This window comes from Bacillus sp. FSL M8-0166 (assembly GCF_038008825.1).
GTDB classification, from domain to species: Bacteria; Bacillota; Bacilli; order Bacillales; family Bacillaceae; genus Bacillus; species Bacillus safensis.
Genome location: NZ_JBBOZZ010000001.1, coordinates 3,419,476 through 3,435,806, shown reverse-complemented (window position 1 = coordinate 3,435,806; position 16,331 = coordinate 3,419,476). Strand labels below are relative to the sequence as shown.

The following is a 16,331-nucleotide window of genomic DNA, read 5'->3' as shown; positions in this document are numbered from 1 at the left end:
CAATCCAGCTTTCGACAATGCTGACGCCATGTGGTCAAAAAGCAAATAGAGCAGGATGCCCTATTTGCTTTTTGGCACGTTACTTTTTCTTTTTGCGTTTTTGTTTCGGTGCGTTTTCAAATACGCGTTTTTTCTTTTTCTTCTTCTTACGGTTAGTGAACCAGTCGCCGCCTTTAGCGTCTTTTTCCTTATCCCCAGACGCCTTTTGACCCCCGCCGCCTTTTTTCGCTGGTGGATCTGTCCGTTTTTTGAACTTGAAATCTTTTGGTGATTTACGGCGAGTGCCTTTCATCCCGACGATTTCAAAATCAATGGAATGCTCATCTTTATTAACATTAACGACTTTGACAGTGATTTCGTCACCGATACGGTAGACATTCCCTGTACGTTCACCGATCATGGCAAAGTGCTGTTCATCAAAGCGATAATAGTCGTCTGTCATGTAGCTGACATGGACAAGACCTTCTATCGTATTCGGCAGTTCAACGAATAGTCCAAAGTTCGTCACGGAACTAATCATGCCATCAAACTCTTCACCGATTTTATCAAGCATAAACTCTGCCTTTTTCAGATCATCTGTTTCACGCTCTGCATCGACTGAGCGGCGCTCCATCGTGGACGCATGATCTGCGATTTCAGGAAGCAGCTGGCCCCACTTTTCTAGGGTCACTTCATCTGTTTTCTTCTGAATCAAATAGGTTCTAATCAGTCTATGCACGATTAAATCCGGATAACGGCGGATCGGTGATGTGAAGTGTGTATAGAATTCCGTTGATAATCCAAAATGACCAATGCTTTCTGGATCATACTTCGCCTGCTTCATAGAGCGAAGCATCACAGTTTGAATGACGACTTCTTCCGGTTGATCCCTGACAGCATCGAGGACACTTTGAAGTGCACGCGGGTGAATGTTCGTTGACGTTCCTTTCACAATGTAACCAAACGTCGTCACAAACTCTAAAAAGCGCTGAAGTTTCTCAGGATTTGGCTCTTCGTGAATTCGGTAAATGAACGGAACATTCATCCAGTGGAAGTGCTCTGCAACCGTTTCGTTTGCAACAAGCATGAATTCTTCAATTAGTTTCTCTGCAACGGAACGCTCACGAATGACAACGTCTTTCGCAGCGCCTTCATCATCTACAAGCACTTTTGCTTCCTTGAAATCAAAGTCTACAGCTCCGCGCTCCATTCGTTTGTCACGAAGAATCTCTGCAAGCTTCTCCATCTCTTGGAACATCGGAACAAGCGGCTCATATTTGTTTAAAAGCTCTTCGTCTTGGTCGACTAAAATCTTATTCACATCGGAATAGGTCATTCTCTCTGTCGTTTTAATCACACTTTGGAAAATCTCGTGTTTGACGACTTTCCCGTTTCGATCAATGACCATTTCACAAGACAGCGTGAGACGATCGACCTTTGGATTTAATGAACAAATACCGTTTGACAAACGATGCGGAATCATCGGAATGACGCGGTCGACGAGATACACACTCGTTCCACGTTCATAAGCTTCCTGATCAATCGGCGAATTCTCTGTGACATAATGAGAAACGTCTGCAATGTGCACGCCAAGCTTATATTTGCCATCATCCAGCTTTTGCACGGTTACGGCATCATCTAAGTCCTTCGCATCTGCACCGTCAATCGTCACAATCGTTTCATTGCGCAGATCACGTCTGCCTTCAAGGTCCTTTTCATCAATCGTTTCAGGTGTGTCTGCTGCCTGCTGAAGCGCTTCTTCTGGGAACTCACCTGGCAGGCCGTGTTTATGAATGATCGACAAAATATCAATGCCAGGGTCATTTTTATGACCGAGGATTTCAGTCACTTCACCCTCAGCACTCATTCTTCCTTCAGGATAGCTTGTCAGCGTCACAACGACTTTATGACCTTCGACCGCTCCGTTTTTAGCGGATTTCGGAATGAAGATATCGTTTGTGATTTTTTTATCATCAGGGATGACAAAGCCAAAGCTTTTCGTTTCTGTATAGGTACCGACAACCGTCTTAGTATTGCGCTCCAGAATGCGGATAACAGTTCCTTCTTTTTTCGTACCGTTTGATTTGTGGCTGACACGAACCATGACGGTATCGCCATTCATCGCTGTGCCTAGCTCATTTGGGGGAATGAAAATATCATCCTGTCCAAACTCTTCAGGCGTCACAAATGCAAATCCTTTTGCATGAGCAGACAGCTTTCCTTTTACCAAATTCATCTTTTCTGGTACACCGTACCGGTCGCTGCGCGTGCGAACGATGAGTCCTTGATCTTCCAGCGTCACAAGTGCTTTGACGAGCTCTTTATAATCATCAGGATTGGTAATCTCCATCATGACTTCCAGCTCTTGAACGGTTAACGGTTTATACGCTTCTTCTTTCATAAAAGCGAGTAATTCATCCATAAATTCTTCTTTTTGCACACTCTAACCCCCTATATATTTAAATTGACCAATCAAGTGATTCTAAGAATGCATAGACATCCTGATGAACCTTCTCCCGCTCTTTATCAAGCGTGATGACATGGCCCGATTCTTCATACCATTTCAAATGCTTTTCATCTGTCTCTACTTCGTTATAAATGATATTTGCACTGTCTGTATTAATCATATGATCGTGACGTGCCTGCACAACAAAAGTAGGTGAATAAATCATGTCGACATTGTTTCTGACATCTGCAATCAGTTCTTGCAGGCTCTTGAGTGTATCCATTGGTGTTTTCTTGAACGCTTCCATTTCTTGTTCAATTTGGTCCTCTGACTTACCCTCAAATTTCTTATAGTTACGGGCATAATCTAGTACACCCTGGTACATGACTTCCTCACTTTTTATGTACATAGGTGCACACATAGGTACAATTCCCTTTACAGGTACAGTGTAACCTAATTTCAATGAAAAAACTCCTCCGAGGGATAGTCCGCAAACCGCAATCTCCTCATAGCCCTCATCTTTTAAGAATTGATAGCCTTCTTCTACATCTTTCCACCAGTCAGCCGGGCCTGTATGGACAAGCTCTTCTGGCGGCACACCGTGTCCTTTATATTGAGGTGCATGGCATGTGTATCCTCTTTCGTTCAAATAACGGCCAAGCATTCGAACATCGGCTGTATTCCCAGTAAAACCGTGAAGAAGAAGCACCGCCTTTTCTCCACCTTTAAACGTAAATGGTTTTGGTGTAACAACTTTCATGATGTGACTTCCTTTCCTTCTGATATGGTTTATATTTTCCACTTGTATGTATGAAACAAACACAAAAGAGTGCTGATAATAAAAAAAGGTCTGAAAAAAGATCAGACCTTCTGTTACTCGCGCTTTACACGCCTAAATATGCCAATGCAAGTGTTAAGATGAAGAAAAGCACTGACAAAATAACCGTTAATCGGTGAAGAATCAAGTCAAGGCCTCTCGCTTTTTGCTTACCGAAAAGCTGCTCGGCTCCACCTGAAATAGCGCCTGACAGTCCAGCACTTTTACTTGATTGTAGTAATACAACGATGATAAGTGCGATACTGACAATTACGAGTAATGTGATAACAAATGCGTGCATGAAAACACCTCCAGACAAACTGGTACACATAACTTTATTTTACATGAAAACAAGGTGCATGTCACGAAACATCAAAATAAAGATTTCCTATATATTGTCGACTTGATTCGTTATTTTGATTCAATTTCGTTCCAAAGTGCTGATTGCAGCATTTTTATATGCAATTTTCCGTTAAAAACTCATTTTTAATAAGTTGCTTCTTCCTTCAATAGCTGTTTTAATTCTACTAACAAACGTTCAGCTCCTTCAGGACTCAGCATCACGCTTCCATTTCCATAGCTTTTGTTGTACTTCGTCACTTGTCCTGTTAGCACGCAGCTCTTATCTGCATCATATTTTTTCAGCATAATGGTTTGATCTTCTATGAAGATCTCTAACAGCTGCTCTTCTTTAATATTGAGTACCTTGCGCATTTCTGAGGGCAGAACAATTCTGCCGAGAGAATCAATGTGTCTGACCATTCCAGTCCTTTTCAATGACATTTCCTCCTTGATGATGATATGATGATATCATTCATTGACTTTTGTCAACATTTTCATAGTAAAATAGATCTTCAAATTTTTTATCAAAGTAATGAATCATTTTGCCAATGACAAGCTGTCCCGGTTTTCGGTGACCATTTAATACCCTGCTAAGTGTGGCAGGAGAGATGCCAATTTCATCAGCGAGCTGATTTAACGACATATCGTTCTCGATCATATACTGCATGACAAAAGCCCGCCTGATCTGAATCTTTTCGACCATCATTACAACCTCCTATGGAATCATTATGTACAACATGTAAGGCTCTCACATCAAACAGATTCATTAACTTATGTCAACACTTTTACCCCTCTGCTATTTCCTTTGGTCAATGATCATACTAAAATAAGTCATATACTGAAATGTGAGGTTCGATGTCATGAATCACTTTGGTGAACAATTACGCATTTTAAGAGAAAATAGAAAAATGTCTGTCAATCAACTTGCCATGTATTCAGGTGTAAGCGCTGCTGGTATTTCTCGTATTGAAAATGGAAAGCGCGGTGTGCCAAAGCCTTTAACCATAAAAAAATTAGCACACGCCTTGAAGGTGCCTTATGAGGATTTAATGCTGCTTGCCGGTCATATTGAACAGGAACAAGTTCATGAAATGAAACCGAAATATGAGTCCATGTTAAAAATCTATCAAACGGCGCTTCAAAAGGATGTAGAACATCTTCCCATTTTTGACGGGGACAAATGGGAAAGGCTCTCCGCACAAGACATCAGCCAGCTGAATGAATACTTTCTCACGCTCATCAACCAAAAAAGGTGAACAAATAGCGGGGCATAACCCTAATGTACATCCACCATTAACTAATGTCAATATTTTCATGGTGTACTTATTGCCAATAGTCAACAAATCATGTAAAATAGACATATCGAATCTATAACCATGTGAGGTTTTGCGTTGATGAACTTTGGTGCATATTTAAGAGCATTACGTGAGGAAAAGAAGCTGTCAGTGAACCAATTAGCGATGTATTCTGAGGTCAGCGCTGCCGGTATATCTCGTATTGAAAACGGGAAACGCGGCATTCCGAAACCTCCTACGATTAAAAAGCTAGCTGGTGCGTTAAAGGTACCTTATGAAGATATGATGCAGGCTGCGGGCTATATTGAGGAAGCCACATCTGTCCATCAGCTCAAAGGAGAGGATTTGGCTTTATCCAAAATAAAGGAAGCCGCAGCGCAATATGAACTTGGTGATCTCGAAATATTTGATGGTGACATATGGTCGACCCTTTCGAAAAAAGAAATAGAGGACCTCAACCGCTATTTGTTATTTATGTTAAACAGCCGTTCGTCCTCATAAATGTTTAAGCTTTTTGCGCCGATTTATGACAGATTTACGGTATAATGGGGTCAGATTGGAGTGAAGAAAGATGAATCAATCTGACATGTGCCCGCGGTTTGAAAAAGCTGTTGAGTTATTGAGTAAACGCTGGGTGGCACTGATTGTTTTTCAGCTTCTCTCAGGTCAGCAGCGCTTTAGTGAAATTGAGGCGGCTCTGACAAATTTAAGCGGAAGAGTATTATCTGAGAGATTAAAAGAGCTGGAAGCAGCAGGTATTGTAAAACGGGAGGTTTTTGCTGAAACACCCGTGCGCATTGAGTATTCTTTAACAGATATGGGGCGTTCACTTGCACCCGTTTTTGAGGAAATTGCGAAGTGGTCCTCTGAATGGATCACGCTTGAATCATAAATTGTGAACTGCCTGATCATCATAAAACAACCTCCCTTACAGATGTAAGGGAGGTTTTGTCTTTTCAAGCGCTTAAGCAGATGTGATGTTTTTCTCAGCTAACGCTTTTCTTTCTTTTTTCTTGTTTGTCGGGCTTAAATAGCGTTCAAGCCAGCCCATGGCAAGGTCAGCGATAATAGCCATGAGTGCAGTTGGAATCGCACCTGCTAAAATGATGGCTGTTCCGTTTGTGGCGTTTGACCCTCTGATGATGATATCACCAAGACCTCCCGCGCCTACAAATGTTCCAATCGCTGTAATACCGATGGCAATGACAAGTGCGGTTCTTAAACCAGCCATAATGACTGATAAAGCAAGCGGTAATTCAACCATTCTCAGCACTTGCCATTTCGTCATCCCCATCGCTTTACCTGATTCTAAATAGGCATGTTCAATGCTGACAATGCCTGTGTACGTGTTTCTGATAATCGGCAGAAGCGAATATAGAAAGAGTGATAGGATGACTGTATTTGCGCCAAGTCCTAATACAAGCATCAGCACGGAAAGCATCGCTAATGCCGGTATCGTTTGAATGACGTTTGTAATGGCGAAGACCCAATTGCTCAGTTTGCGGTAATGCGCCACAAAGATGCCTACTGGAATTCCGACAATCGCCGCAAACAACACCCCATACGCCGACATGAGAAAATGCCGATAAAATTCTTCTAACACATATGACCCGTTCTGCTGATAATACGTCCATAATTGCTGCAATGTGTCCATCAGCCGTGACACCTCCCAATCTTACTCAAAGTAATTGTGTTTTTTCAGGAAATTCTTCGCAACGGTTGCTGGTTCTTGAAGCTCCCCGTCGACTTGGTAGTTGAGCTCTTGCATTTGTTCTGTATCGATTTTTCCGATCAGCCTGTTGATCACCTTATCAAGCCCTGGATTTTCTTTTAAGACTTTCTCCGGGACTACTGGCGATGCATCATATGGGGGGAAGAACCGTTTATCATCTTTTAAGATTTTGAGGTTATAGGCTTTGATTCGTCCATCTGTTGAATAGGCAAGCACAATATCCATTTTTTCATTCTTTAGTGCATCATAGACTAAACCAATCTGCATCGGATACGTGCTTCCAAATTCAATACCGTATGTTTTCACAAACCCTTCATAGCCGTCACCTTTCTTTTTGAGCCAAATATTATCGACTCCAAATCGGTAATTGTCCGCATTCTTTTTCAAATCAGAGACCGTTTCTAAGTTATTTTCCTTCGCCATCTTCTGCGTCACAGCAAAGGCATACGTATTATCAAATCCATAAGAATCAAACCATTTGTAATCATAGCGTTTCTTAAATTCTTTTTGGACGATGTCCATCGCACGCTCCGGGTCTTTTTCCGCATCCATTCCCAGCGTGCTTGTTAAATCTGTGCCTGAATATCTTGTGGCAGAAATGTCAATATCACCGTTTTCCATTGCTTTCTGCTGCACAGTATTGGAACCTAGGTTTTTCACAATGGTCGTCTTTTTATCTGTGTAATGTTCGATCATATCGCGAACCATATAGGCCATAATTTCTGATTCGGTAAAGTTTTGTGCTCCAATTCGCAGCGTGCCCCCTGAGGAGCCGGCTAGTCCAGGAAGTGAACAGCCGCTTATCAATAGCAAGCATCCGGCAAGCAGTGCACTGATCCATTTTGTTTTTCGATTCTTCACATAAGCCAACTCCTTATGAAACTTCCTTCAATCCTTTTAAGCCTTCTGGTGTTACTTTTTTCTCTAGCTTCATTAATGATAAGTCGATGATGACTGCTAAAATCGTGACTGGAATCGCACCGGCAATAATGAATTCCGGCTGATATAGCTGAAGTCCAATCAAAATGTAGTCACCTAGACCGCCTCCACCGATAAAGGCTGCAAGTGTTGTCCAGCCAATCAAATAAATCGTTGACGTTCTGACACCTGCCATAATGACCGGTACAGCAAGCGGGAGTTCAACAAGACGAATTTGTTCCCATGTTGTCATCCCGATTCCTTTACCGGATTCAAGCAAGTTTTTGTTCACACCTTGAACCCCGGCATACGTATTTCTTAAAATAGGTAAAACCGAATAGAAAAAGAGAGCAACGATTGCAGGTATTTTCCCAACCCCCAAAATAGGAATAAAAAAGGCAAGAATCGCTAAACTAGGGAGTGTTTGAAAGATATTCACAACACCGATGATAAAACCTGCGCCTCGTTTCATTCGTGTGAGAACCACGCCTAAAGGAACGGCAACAAGAATACCGAGCACGACAGCAATTAAGGAAATATATAAATGCTCCCACATTTTTGTGAGGAGTTCCCCACCATTTTTCTCTAGAAAATCGATGATTTGATCCATGTGTCCACCTCCCTTAGTTCATTTCAATGGCAGACGCTGGCGTATCGTCTCCCCAAATGGAGTCGTACACAACATCTACAAGACTTGCCCGTGTCACAATGCCTTTTAAATGCCCTTTGGCATCGACAACCGGTACATATTTAATACCGCGTATTAAGATTTTCCGAACGGTGTCTCTGAGAAGTGCACCTTCTTGCACAGTGTAGAACTCTGTATTTAGGATCTCACCAACGAAAGCCGCTTTTCTGCGGTTCGCATCAATTGTTTCAATATCAATATAGCCTTTTAACACATCATTTTCGTCTACTACAAGCAAGGAATCGACCCGCTTTTCTCTCATGATATAGATGGCATCAGTCAATGTTTGTTCGACTGTAATGGTGACTGGTGACGTGTTCATCATTTGTTCTACACGTTCCATATTCGGATTTGATTGAAGCAGGCGTTCTTTTCCAATGAATTCTTCTACGAACTCGTTGGCTGGGTTACGCAAAATATCTTCAGGTGTGCCTACTTGGACAATCTCTCCATCTTTTAAAATCACAATTCGGTCAGCTAGTTTAATCGCTTCATCCATGTCATGTGTGACGAATACGATGGTTTTATTTAAGGTTTTTTGCAGTTTCTTAAATTCTTCCTGCAATGTATCTCGTGTAATTGGATCAAGTGCACCAAATGGTTCGTCCATGAGGATCAGTGGGGGTTCTGCTGCCAGTGCGCGGAGAACTCCGATACGCTGCTGCTGTCCTCCACTAAGTTCATGAGGATAGCGCTCTAAAAATTCTGGGCCCATGTCGACGAGCTTCAGCAGTTCGCGTGCTCGTTCTTTCCGTTTTTCTTCCGGCCATTTTAAGAGCTTCGGCACAAGTGAGATGTTTTGCGCGATGGTCATATGGGGGAACAGTCCAATTTGCTGAATCACATAACCGATTTCTCTTCTTAATTGAACTGGATCCTTTTTCATAATATTTTCTCCCTCGATAAAAATGTTTCCTGAGGAAGGTTCGATGAGTCGGTTGATCATCTTCATGGTTGTTGTCTTACCACAGCCACTCGGTCCAATAAAACAAATAAATTCTCCTTTTGCTATGTCTAAATCAATATTTTTGACAGCCTTTTTTCCGCCTTTATACGTCTTAGATACATTCTCTAGTTTCAGCAAATGAGACACCTCCAATTAGTCGGATCAATATTTTCAGAAAATTTACACCTTATTTATTATAGTGCAAACTTTATAAAATAAAAAGTTTACGATGTGTTTGTATTGCATAACATTTATTTAAAATTTTCAGTTAACGGCCTGATAGATAGAGATCTCTCCTTTTTCCTCCAAATTACGAGCAAATACTCAATATTTATTGTTTTCATCAACAAACAGGTATATGATATATTGTGTTACAAATTGTCAGTCGTGAAGGGATGAATCGGGGAGTGGACAAGCTAGCGTTAGGCGCCATTCAAAAAGCACAGGATCATTATATTGAAAAAGCTGCCGAGAACATGAATGCCTTTGGTCTTTCTTCTACAGTGGGTAGAGTGCTTGGTATCATTCACATGAACCGTAAACCAATGACGCTTGGAGAGCTATCAGAGGCGACAGGCATGAGCAAAACGAGAATGAGTCAAGTCGTTCGAGAAATGCTCGATTTGAATATTGCGGAAAAGGTTTATGAAAAAGGAATACGTAAAGATCTATATGACGTTGAGCAAGATCAATATCAAACGTTTATTTCCTTGTTTGCAGCCAATTGGTCCCGAGTTGTCAGCAAAAACCGCAAGGCACATAAGAAAACGTGCAAGGAATTGCTGGAGCTGCTTGAACAGGACGACCTGCCAAAAGAGACAGAGGATAAAATCAATCTGCTTCTTTCAGAAATCAAGGAAAGTCTTGATTACTATGATTGGATTAGCCGCTTAATTGAATTCTTTGAAAGTGAAGAAGTGTTTAAGCATGTGCCGAAACCTTAAAAAAAGCTGTTTTATTTTACATCATTGTAGAAAAAAACAGCTTTTTTATATACACTTATGACATAAACATTGGAAACATCCCTTTTAAGCCTGCGCCGATCATCTCAACTGCCACTACAGCAAGAATTAATCCCATTAACCGCGTCACGACATTCATCTCTGTTTTCCCCATTTTCCGCATAATGAAACTTGAATAATGAAAGGCATAATAGGTCATCGCCAGAACGATGACAATGCCGATTAAAATCGCAAACATGTGAAGCATCCCTTGACTTCCCGGGGTTAAACTCATCACTGTAGCGATTGTACCGGGACCAGCGATGATCGGAATCGCCAGCGGCGTAACGGAGACATCAGCCTTCTCTTTGCTTTCTGCCTTTTCTTCAGAATGTGGATTTTGGACATGTGACTCCTTTGCATTCAGCAAATTGTAAGCGATACCAAAAATAAAAATACCTCCGGCGATGCGGAGTGCATGAATATCGATCCCAAACAATTTGAATATGAGCCTCCCTGCCAATAGAAAAGCAATTAGAATAATGAAAGAGACCACAGTGGCTTTTTTGGCTGTCTGGGAGCGTTCTTTCTCTGTATATCCCTCTGTTAAGGTGATAAAAAGAGGCACGTTTCCAATGGGGTTTGATACAGCAAATAATGAAACCACGACATGAATCATAAAGGAAATCAACAGACACCCTCCTTTTTTCATAGTGTCTGCCAATCTGATGCGAATATTCCCTTGTGATGTTAAAACCTGTATATATTTAACCGATGATAATAAGGTTTAACGAAAGGGAAATGACAGCGGATATGAAGCATGAAAACGTAGTTCAAAAAAAGAAACTGTCTACCATTACGAAAAAGCTCAAAAAAGAAAAGAAAGCCTATCAAAAAGAGCTGACAGCAGTGAAAGCCACTGCTCAAACGAATAAACAGAGAGCACAGGCTGCAAGGAAACCAACTGTCAAAAAAGACCCAAATGTCACCCATCATCCTCCCTCACAATGGGTACAAGATCAATATGATTGGGGTGTGAAACAAGGGTATATGAAAGAATAGAAAGGATGAAAAAACATGATACACATTCGACCATTGGCAGGTAATCAGTCTGTACCTATGGATCTTTTACTCTTAGCTGATCCTTCAAAGGAAAAGGTTCTTACTTATGTGCAATCCGGCTCTTGTTATGCCGCGTATCATGAACAGGACGTGATTGGTGTCTATGTACTTTTATCTCTGTCTCAGCAGACAGTCGAAATCATCAATATCGCCGTGAAGGAATCATGGCAAGGAAAAGGAATTGGGAAGCAGCTCATCCGCCATGCCATTGCTGAAGCGAAAGCCGCCGGTTTTCACACGGTTGAAATCGGCACAGGCAACTCGAGCATTCAGCAGCTCGCACTTTATCAGAAATGCGGCTTCCGCATGACATCTATTGACCACGATTTCTTTCTTAAGCATTATGATGAACCGATTTTTGAAAATGGCATTCAGTGTATGGATATGGTACGGCTGTCACTCACTTTGCAAGCAGACTGATGTTTTGTTCCGTCTGCTTTTTTTATGTTCTGCGCTTTTTTACCACATGCTTCACATATTGAATGAAGAAATAGAGCACGGCGCCAGCTAAAAAGCAGACAACACATCCAAAGAGCGTCGCCTCCGAGCTGAATTGATACTCTTCAATTTTCATAATATAAAATGGCATGCCAAACATTGTTGGACTTGATTCAACATGATTGACCTCTAGCAGCAGTAAAAAAACAGGGGTCATAAACACAGCAAATACATACAGCATTGCAAGTGTTAAGCCGCTGGAAAACGAATGAAATACTTTAATCATCTCTTCCTCTCCTTCATCTCTTTTAAACTGGCTGTGATATTTTTCCCGTCTGGGCAAGCTGGATGCAGCATCACCGTATTTAGTAAAGAAAAAAACAGCAGCTGATGACTGACCGGATGCTTCCATATCATAAAAAGCACAATCGAACAAAGCACCGGAAAGAGCGGCCCTGCAAGTGCCACCATCATATTGAAGCTCGGCCGGGCAAATGTTTCATGGACGATCGCCACATGCTTCCAATCAATCGTTATCACAAAATCAAAGGGCGGCCTTTTTTCGATTTTGTTACACAACATGACCATCAGCATATGACCGAGTTCATGTATCACCACAACCGCTAGGAAACTAAACACAAGCTCTATCATCGCAAGACAGGCCTCTTTAACATGACAGCATATATACAGCTATAAAATGCAAGTGAACCTAGCAGATAGGCGGTAGCGAGAAGATACACATCTGTTGAAAGCCACTTCAATAAAAGCATATCGATAAAGCTGAATACAGCAATCATCATCACGATGACAAACAGTTTATTAAACTCACTGATCTTCACAATAAACCCTGTACAGGCCGCCATGGCAGTGATCAACAAAATGGACAAACTTGCGAGGCCATGCCCTTCACTTTCAATGCCTATCACCATAGATGCAAGCCCAATAAACACAAAATATATCAACAAATTAATTGCGTAATAAAATAAAATTCTCGACAATAAATAAGCACCCTTTGATGTATTTAACATAAAGATGGCCCTTTGATTTATATGATATTCTCTGCCAATCATCAGCGGAAGCATGATCAATATTTCCTTTAATGCATACTGCACAATAAAGGCATACAGCCAGCCGGTTTCTACCGGTGTAAAAACAAATGGCAGCCCCGCCGTCAAACAAACGAGAAATAGAAACAAAATGCCCTGTTCTTTAAAAACAGCTGACCGGCTGAAATAGACCAATTCCTGCCGCAGGTGCGTCAGAAAGGAAGATTGCGTTCTGATTTTCTTGTAAGAAAACGACTTCACCTCTGTTTTCAGCTGCAAAAACATCCGATGGACATAAGAAGCCGCTAACCCCTTCAGCCATAGCCAGCCAGCGCTTAGAAGGATCACCAGAAATATGAGATAGACTGATGGCCATACGCGGATCATCTCCATTGCTTTTTGCAAAAGGAGAAACACCAATAGATTCAACACCGCAAAGCCGAGCGTTTGCAGCAGCAAATGCTCTTTTGTTTTTGATACGAAATGGCTCACAGCAATCCGCATCACCATCCAAGAAGCAAGCGCAAGCAGCGCCAGTACACAGCAAGTCATGCATACAGCCGTTATCCAATACAGAGATAGTGCCTGACCACTGATCAAAAGGCCTAATACAATGGGTAAAAAAAGCAGTCCAACCATAAGGAAACAAAAGAGCACCGGAAAGAAATATACACAAAGGACAAATGGCACACTTTGTATCGCACTATTTAAAAAGTAGAATTGATACTCCTGTCGCTTCAATTTATTGCGCGATAAAACAATAGCTGCGCCTAAAAGTAAAAGCGTCATTTTTATCAATTGGAGGTATAGAGCAGCCGGCTCACTTTCTCCTGCCTGTATAAAAAAGCGCAGGCTGATGACGACGTATATCGCATACATGAGCAAGAAAAAAACCACGGCTGCGAGAAGCTGTATAGGGTACTTTTTTGCGAGCTGCTTTCCTTTTGTTGTCAGCATCCCCCATTCTATTTTATGAAGAACGTGTCGTGTCCAGATCATTGAGTAACCTCTCCACCTGCATATAGTAATCTCGATTCACTTCTTTATAAATCTCTTCAAGTGCCTGATGAGGAAATGTCTGATTCGTTTCTTGGCGGGACATATCCAGCTTGACGTCACCATTTCTCAAGATCATAAGATGGTCATAAAGCGTATCACCAAAGCTCAAATGATGGGTTGAAATGAGAATGCCAGCGCCTTGATCTCTCAGCTTCATGAGCACCTTTTTTAAGATGATCATCATATCTGGATCAAGTCCGTTCGTTGGCTCATCGAACACATAATAATCACATGGCCTGAGGAGCTGGGAAATGATCTGCGTTTTCTTTTGATTGCCATGAGACAGCTGAGCGATAGGCTGATCCATATATGAACCCAGCTCAAACAGATCGACGAATGTCTCTTCCCGTGTGACATCTTGCTCATTTGGCAGCTGAAGTAATTGAAAGTATTCCCTCGGCGATAAATAATCGAACAACGAATGGTCGTCAGGAATATAGGAAACATGTTTTTTCAACAAGGAGATATGATCTGAGGATTGAAGGTTCAGCTGTTTACCATGTAAAGTGACGCATCCTATAAATGGCGTCAACCCAAACATGGATTGGATCATCGTCGTCTTCCCCGCACCATTATGACCCAAAAGCAGCAGCATCTGCCCTTTCTCAACATTCATTTGAATATTACGGAGAGAGAAGGTGCGGCTATATGTTTTTTCTTTTAATCGTAATGTCAGCATCATGACCCTCCGTTTGTTTTAGATAGAACAGATGACATTGCATCTGTTCTCATCTCTGTTAAAAACCGCACTGGATTTTAACGTACATGCCCAATAATTTGAACTCTCCTAAAAATTTGGAGCCCTGTCCAAAGGTCTTGCATGCCCAAATCAATGCTCCAAGTGAAATAATGCCCAATATAGCGGCAAGAACATAAATCCAAAATGCGTTTTTCTGTACATTCTTAGAAGTTAGAATTCGTTGCTTCCTTTCATCATATGCCGCCAATAGGTGAAGAACATACATATACACACCTACTGGAAAACGAAGGCTAAAAGGATTCAGCATCTCATCACCCCCTAATATATGTAAAATGATACCACTCCCTTACAGAAAGCATAAGTTCATTTCAGATCATATTTTTAGTCGATTTTTCATGATTTAGTGCTTATAAATGGAAGGGTTTTGACTTCATCTCTAACTGAAGGAGGATTTTTTACAGAAATAGGATAAGCCAAATGAATTAGCCATCGGATTTCGCTCAACACAAAAAAACGCTGCGTCCCGCTCTCATGAAAGAGTGGGACGCAGCGCATAGCTGATATTATTTATTCAAGTTATAGAATGTTGCAATGCCGTGATATTGTGCTGTTTCAGCCAATTGATCTTCGATGCGAAGTAATTGGTTGTATTTCGCCACACGGTCCGTACGAGACGGAGCACCTGTTTTGATTTGTCCAGCGTTTGTTGCAACAGCGATGTCTGCAATCGTGCTGTCTTCAGTTTCACCAGAACGGTGAGAGATAACAGCTGTGTATCCTGCGCGTTTTGCCATTTCGATTGCATCAAATGTTTCAGTTAATGTACCGATTTGGTTTACTTTGATTAGGATTGAGTTACCAACGCCGTTTTTGATTCCTTCAGAAAGCTTCTTCGTATTTGTAACGAACAAGTCGTCTCCTACTAGCTGAACCTTGCTGCCAAGGCGCTCAGTTAATAGTTTGTGACCTTCCCAGTCGTTTTCATCAAGGCCGTCTTCGATAGAGATGATTGGGTATTTCGATACCATATCTTCATACCAGTCAACCATTTCAGCAGATGTTTTCACAACACCTTCGCCTGATAAATGATATTTACCGTCTTCTTTGTTGTAGAACTCAGAAGATGCAGCATCCATTGCAAGTTTCACTTCTTCACCTGGTTTGAAGCCAGCTTTTTCGATCGCTTCAACGATTGTTTGAAGTGCTTCTTCGTTAGAACCAAGGTTTGGAGCGAATCCACCTTCGTCACCTACAGCTGTGTTTAAGCCTTTTGCGCTTAATACAGATTTCAGGCTATGGAAAATTTGAGCGCCCATGCGAAGTGCTTCACGGAAGTTCGGTGCACCTACAGGCATAATCATGAATTCTTGAATGTCTACGTTGTTATCCGCATGCTCTCCGCCGTTGACGATGTTCATCATCGGTACTGGAAGCGTTTTGGAGTTGAATCCACCAAGGTATTGATAAAGTGGAATTTGTAAGAAATCAGCAGCCGCACGTGCTACAGCGATAGATACGCCAAGGATTGCGTTTGCGCCTAATTTCCCTTTGTTTTCTGTTCCGTCAAGTTCGATTAACATTTTGTCAATCGCTACTTGTTCTGTTACATCAAAGCCTAAAAGCTCTGGTGCAATGATTTCGTTTACGTTGTTTACAGCTGTCAGAACACCTTTTCCAAGGTAACGGTCTTTGTCTCCGTCACGTAGTTCTACTGCTTCATATTCACCAGTAGAAGCACCACTTGGAACAAGCGCACGGCCAAAGCCGCCAGATTCTGTGTAAACTTCTACTTCAACTGTTGGGTTACCGCGAGAGTCTAATACTTCGCGTGCATATACGTCAACAATGTATGGCATCGTTAT

General features: G+C 41.7%; 22 protein-coding genes. 6 read left to right on the top strand and 16 right to left on the bottom strand.

Annotated elements, in window-relative coordinates:
• Positions 1-79 precede the first annotated feature (79 nt).
• From rnr to NSS92_RS17645, 5 genes are all read right to left on the bottom strand, one after another.
• The gene (gene rnr, locus NSS92_RS17665; RefSeq protein ID WP_340869657.1) at positions 80-2,419 is read right to left on the bottom strand and encodes a ribonuclease R; all 2,340 of its coding nucleotides are present in this window, start codon (positions 2,417-2,419) and stop codon (positions 80-82) included.
• A gap of 19 nt (positions 2,420-2,438) precedes the next feature.
• Positions 2,439-3,185: an alpha/beta hydrolase gene (locus NSS92_RS17660; RefSeq protein ID WP_267586655.1), complete on the bottom strand. Its 747-nt coding sequence runs from the start codon at positions 3,183-3,185 to the stop codon at positions 2,439-2,441.
• 124 nt (positions 3,186-3,309) lie between these two features.
• The gene (gene secG, locus NSS92_RS17655; RefSeq protein ID WP_003212746.1) at positions 3,310-3,543 is read right to left on the bottom strand and encodes a preprotein translocase subunit SecG; all 234 of its coding nucleotides are present in this window, start codon (positions 3,541-3,543) and stop codon (positions 3,310-3,312) included.
• Positions 3,544-3,728: 185 nt separating this feature from the next.
• Complete coding sequence (locus NSS92_RS17650; protein ID WP_340869655.1) at positions 3,729-4,019, bottom strand: AbrB/MazE/SpoVT family DNA-binding domain-containing protein; 291 nt, start codon at positions 4,017-4,019, stop codon at positions 3,729-3,731.
• A 37-nt stretch (positions 4,020-4,056) separates the two neighbouring features.
• Complete coding sequence (locus NSS92_RS17645) at positions 4,057-4,290, bottom strand: helix-turn-helix domain-containing protein (RefSeq protein ID WP_024719830.1); 234 nt, start codon at positions 4,288-4,290, stop codon at positions 4,057-4,059.
• A 154-nt stretch (positions 4,291-4,444) separates the two neighbouring features.
• On the opposite strand from NSS92_RS17645, the gene NSS92_RS17640 reads away from it, so the two are divergent.
• The 3 genes from NSS92_RS17640 to NSS92_RS17630 all read left to right on the top strand — a co-directional run bounded on the left by NSS92_RS17640 (position 4,445) and on the right by NSS92_RS17630 (position 5,771).
• Positions 4,445-4,840 (top strand): helix-turn-helix domain-containing protein, encoded by a 396-nt coding sequence (locus tag NSS92_RS17640; protein ID WP_034280928.1) that lies wholly within the window; start codon positions 4,445-4,447, stop codon positions 4,838-4,840.
• A 138-nt stretch (positions 4,841-4,978) separates the two neighbouring features.
• Complete coding sequence (locus tag NSS92_RS17635; protein WP_324290830.1) at positions 4,979-5,380, top strand: helix-turn-helix domain-containing protein; 402 nt, start codon at positions 4,979-4,981, stop codon at positions 5,378-5,380.
• 70 nt (positions 5,381-5,450) lie between these two features.
• On the top strand, positions 5,451-5,771 hold the full coding sequence (locus NSS92_RS17630; RefSeq protein WP_024423485.1) for a winged helix-turn-helix transcriptional regulator: 321 nt from the start codon (positions 5,451-5,453) through the stop codon (positions 5,769-5,771).
• 72 nt (positions 5,772-5,843) lie between these two features.
• Here the strand turns inward: NSS92_RS17630 and NSS92_RS17625 are convergent, their stop codons facing one another.
• Genes NSS92_RS17625 through NSS92_RS17610 form a run of 4 tightly spaced genes read right to left on the bottom strand, consistent with a single transcriptional unit; the run spans position 5,844 to position 9,301 of the window.
• Entirely contained in the window at positions 5,844-6,533 is a 690-nt protein-coding gene (locus NSS92_RS17625; RefSeq protein ID WP_142945215.1) for an ABC transporter permease, read from the bottom strand.
• 21 nt (positions 6,534-6,554) lie between these two features.
• Complete coding sequence (locus tag NSS92_RS17620) at positions 6,555-7,472, bottom strand: osmoprotectant ABC transporter substrate-binding protein (protein WP_267586658.1); 918 nt, start codon at positions 7,470-7,472, stop codon at positions 6,555-6,557.
• A gap of 13 nt (positions 7,473-7,485) precedes the next feature.
• Complete coding sequence (locus tag NSS92_RS17615) at positions 7,486-8,139, bottom strand: ABC transporter permease (RefSeq protein WP_024423488.1); 654 nt, start codon at positions 8,137-8,139, stop codon at positions 7,486-7,488.
• Positions 8,140-8,152: 13 nt separating this feature from the next.
• Positions 8,153-9,301 (bottom strand): betaine/proline/choline family ABC transporter ATP-binding protein, encoded by a 1,149-nt coding sequence (locus NSS92_RS17610; protein ID WP_267586659.1) that lies wholly within the window; start codon positions 9,299-9,301, stop codon positions 8,153-8,155.
• A gap of 269 nt (positions 9,302-9,570) precedes the next feature.
• Between NSS92_RS17610 and NSS92_RS17605 the strand changes: the two genes are divergently transcribed.
• A complete protein-coding gene (locus NSS92_RS17605; RefSeq protein ID WP_095410056.1) occupies positions 9,571-10,107 on the top strand; it encodes a GbsR/MarR family transcriptional regulator in 537 nt (178 codons plus the stop codon).
• 55 nt (positions 10,108-10,162) lie between these two features.
• Here NSS92_RS17605 and NSS92_RS17600 read toward each other — a convergent pair whose 3' ends face one another.
• The gene (locus tag NSS92_RS17600; RefSeq protein ID WP_267586660.1) at positions 10,163-10,795 is read right to left on the bottom strand and encodes a MarC family protein; all 633 of its coding nucleotides are present in this window, start codon (positions 10,793-10,795) and stop codon (positions 10,163-10,165) included.
• Between the two features lie 122 nt (positions 10,796-10,917).
• Here NSS92_RS17600 and NSS92_RS17595 point away from each other — a divergent pair, with 122 nt between their 5' ends.
• Both NSS92_RS17595 and NSS92_RS17590 read left to right on the top strand, forming a co-directional pair.
• Positions 10,918-11,166 (top strand): hypothetical protein, encoded by a 249-nt coding sequence (locus tag NSS92_RS17595; protein WP_340869642.1) that lies wholly within the window; start codon positions 10,918-10,920, stop codon positions 11,164-11,166.
• A gap of 15 nt (positions 11,167-11,181) precedes the next feature.
• Positions 11,182-11,646: a GNAT family N-acetyltransferase gene (locus NSS92_RS17590; protein WP_340869639.1), complete on the top strand. Its 465-nt coding sequence runs from the start codon at positions 11,182-11,184 to the stop codon at positions 11,644-11,646.
• A 22-nt stretch (positions 11,647-11,668) separates the two neighbouring features.
• Here NSS92_RS17590 and NSS92_RS17585 read toward each other — a convergent pair whose 3' ends face one another.
• From NSS92_RS17585 to eno, 6 genes are all read right to left on the bottom strand, one after another.
• A complete protein-coding gene (locus NSS92_RS17585) occupies positions 11,669-11,950 on the bottom strand; it encodes a hypothetical protein (protein ID WP_048237467.1) in 282 nt (93 codons plus the stop codon).
• The gene (locus tag NSS92_RS17580; RefSeq protein ID WP_340869636.1) at positions 11,947-12,315 is read right to left on the bottom strand and encodes a hypothetical protein; all 369 of its coding nucleotides are present in this window, start codon (positions 12,313-12,315) and stop codon (positions 11,947-11,949) included. Before NSS92_RS17580 ends, NSS92_RS17585 begins: the two co-directional genes overlap by 4 nt.
• Positions 12,312-13,709, bottom strand: coding sequence for a hypothetical protein (locus tag NSS92_RS17575; RefSeq protein ID WP_340869634.1), 1,398 nt, complete (start codon positions 13,707-13,709; stop codon positions 12,312-12,314). Before NSS92_RS17575 ends, NSS92_RS17580 begins: the two co-directional genes overlap by 4 nt.
• Positions 13,681-14,448, bottom strand: coding sequence for an ATP-binding cassette domain-containing protein (locus NSS92_RS17570; protein ID WP_267586666.1), 768 nt, complete (start codon positions 14,446-14,448; stop codon positions 13,681-13,683). Before NSS92_RS17570 ends, NSS92_RS17575 begins: the two co-directional genes overlap by 29 nt.
• Before the next feature lie 58 nt (positions 14,449-14,506).
• On the bottom strand, positions 14,507-14,776 hold the full coding sequence (locus tag NSS92_RS17565) for a hypothetical protein (RefSeq protein WP_039181508.1): 270 nt from the start codon (positions 14,774-14,776) through the stop codon (positions 14,507-14,509).
• A gap of 256 nt (positions 14,777-15,032) precedes the next feature.
• Positions 15,033-16,325 (bottom strand): phosphopyruvate hydratase, encoded by a 1,293-nt coding sequence (gene eno / locus NSS92_RS17560; protein ID WP_003212752.1) that lies wholly within the window; start codon positions 16,323-16,325, stop codon positions 15,033-15,035.
• Positions 16,326-16,331: the final 6 nt, after the last annotated feature.

What these genes read in the sequence shown, in the direction of transcription:
- NSS92_RS17660 (WP_267586655.1), bottom strand. Translation starts at nt 3,185, where the DNA reads ATGAAAGTTGTTACACCAAAACCATTTACGTTTAAAGGTGGAGAAAAG.
- secG (WP_003212746.1), bottom strand. Translation starts at nt 3,543, where the DNA reads ATGCACGCATTTGTTATCACATTACTCGTAATTGTCAGTATCGCACTT.
- NSS92_RS17645 (WP_024719830.1), bottom strand. Translation starts at nt 4,290, where the DNA reads ATGATGGTCGAAAAGATTCAGATCAGGCGGGCTTTTGTCATGCAGTAT.
- NSS92_RS17640 (WP_034280928.1), top strand. Translation starts at nt 4,445, where the DNA reads ATGAATCACTTTGGTGAACAATTACGCATTTTAAGAGAAAATAGAAAA.
- NSS92_RS17635 (WP_324290830.1), top strand. Translation starts at nt 4,979, where the DNA reads ATGAACTTTGGTGCATATTTAAGAGCATTACGTGAGGAAAAGAAGCTG.
- NSS92_RS17630 (WP_024423485.1), top strand. Translation starts at nt 5,451, where the DNA reads ATGAATCAATCTGACATGTGCCCGCGGTTTGAAAAAGCTGTTGAGTTA.
- NSS92_RS17625 (WP_142945215.1), bottom strand. Translation starts at nt 6,533, where the DNA reads ATGGACACATTGCAGCAATTATGGACGTATTATCAGCAGAACGGGTCA.
- NSS92_RS17615 (WP_024423488.1), bottom strand. Translation starts at nt 8,139, where the DNA reads ATGGATCAAATCATCGATTTTCTAGAGAAAAATGGTGGGGAACTCCTC.
- NSS92_RS17595 (WP_340869642.1), top strand. Translation starts at nt 10,918, where the DNA reads ATGAAGCATGAAAACGTAGTTCAAAAAAAGAAACTGTCTACCATTACG.
- NSS92_RS17590 (WP_340869639.1), top strand. Translation starts at nt 11,182, where the DNA reads ATGATACACATTCGACCATTGGCAGGTAATCAGTCTGTACCTATGGAT.
- NSS92_RS17585 (WP_048237467.1), bottom strand. Translation starts at nt 11,950, where the DNA reads ATGATTAAAGTATTTCATTCGTTTTCCAGCGGCTTAACACTTGCAATG.
- NSS92_RS17580 (WP_340869636.1), bottom strand. Translation starts at nt 12,315, where the DNA reads ATGATAGAGCTTGTGTTTAGTTTCCTAGCGGTTGTGGTGATACATGAA.
- NSS92_RS17575 (WP_340869634.1), bottom strand. Translation starts at nt 13,709, where the DNA reads ATGATCTGGACACGACACGTTCTTCATAAAATAGAATGGGGGATGCTG.
- NSS92_RS17570 (WP_267586666.1), bottom strand. Translation starts at nt 14,448, where the DNA reads ATGCTGACATTACGATTAAAAGAAAAAACATATAGCCGCACCTTCTCT.
- NSS92_RS17565 (WP_039181508.1), bottom strand. Translation starts at nt 14,776, where the DNA reads ATGCTGAATCCTTTTAGCCTTCGTTTTCCAGTAGGTGTGTATATGTAT.
- eno (WP_003212752.1), bottom strand. Translation starts at nt 16,325, where the DNA reads ATGCCATACATTGTTGACGTATATGCACGCGAAGTATTAGACTCTCGC.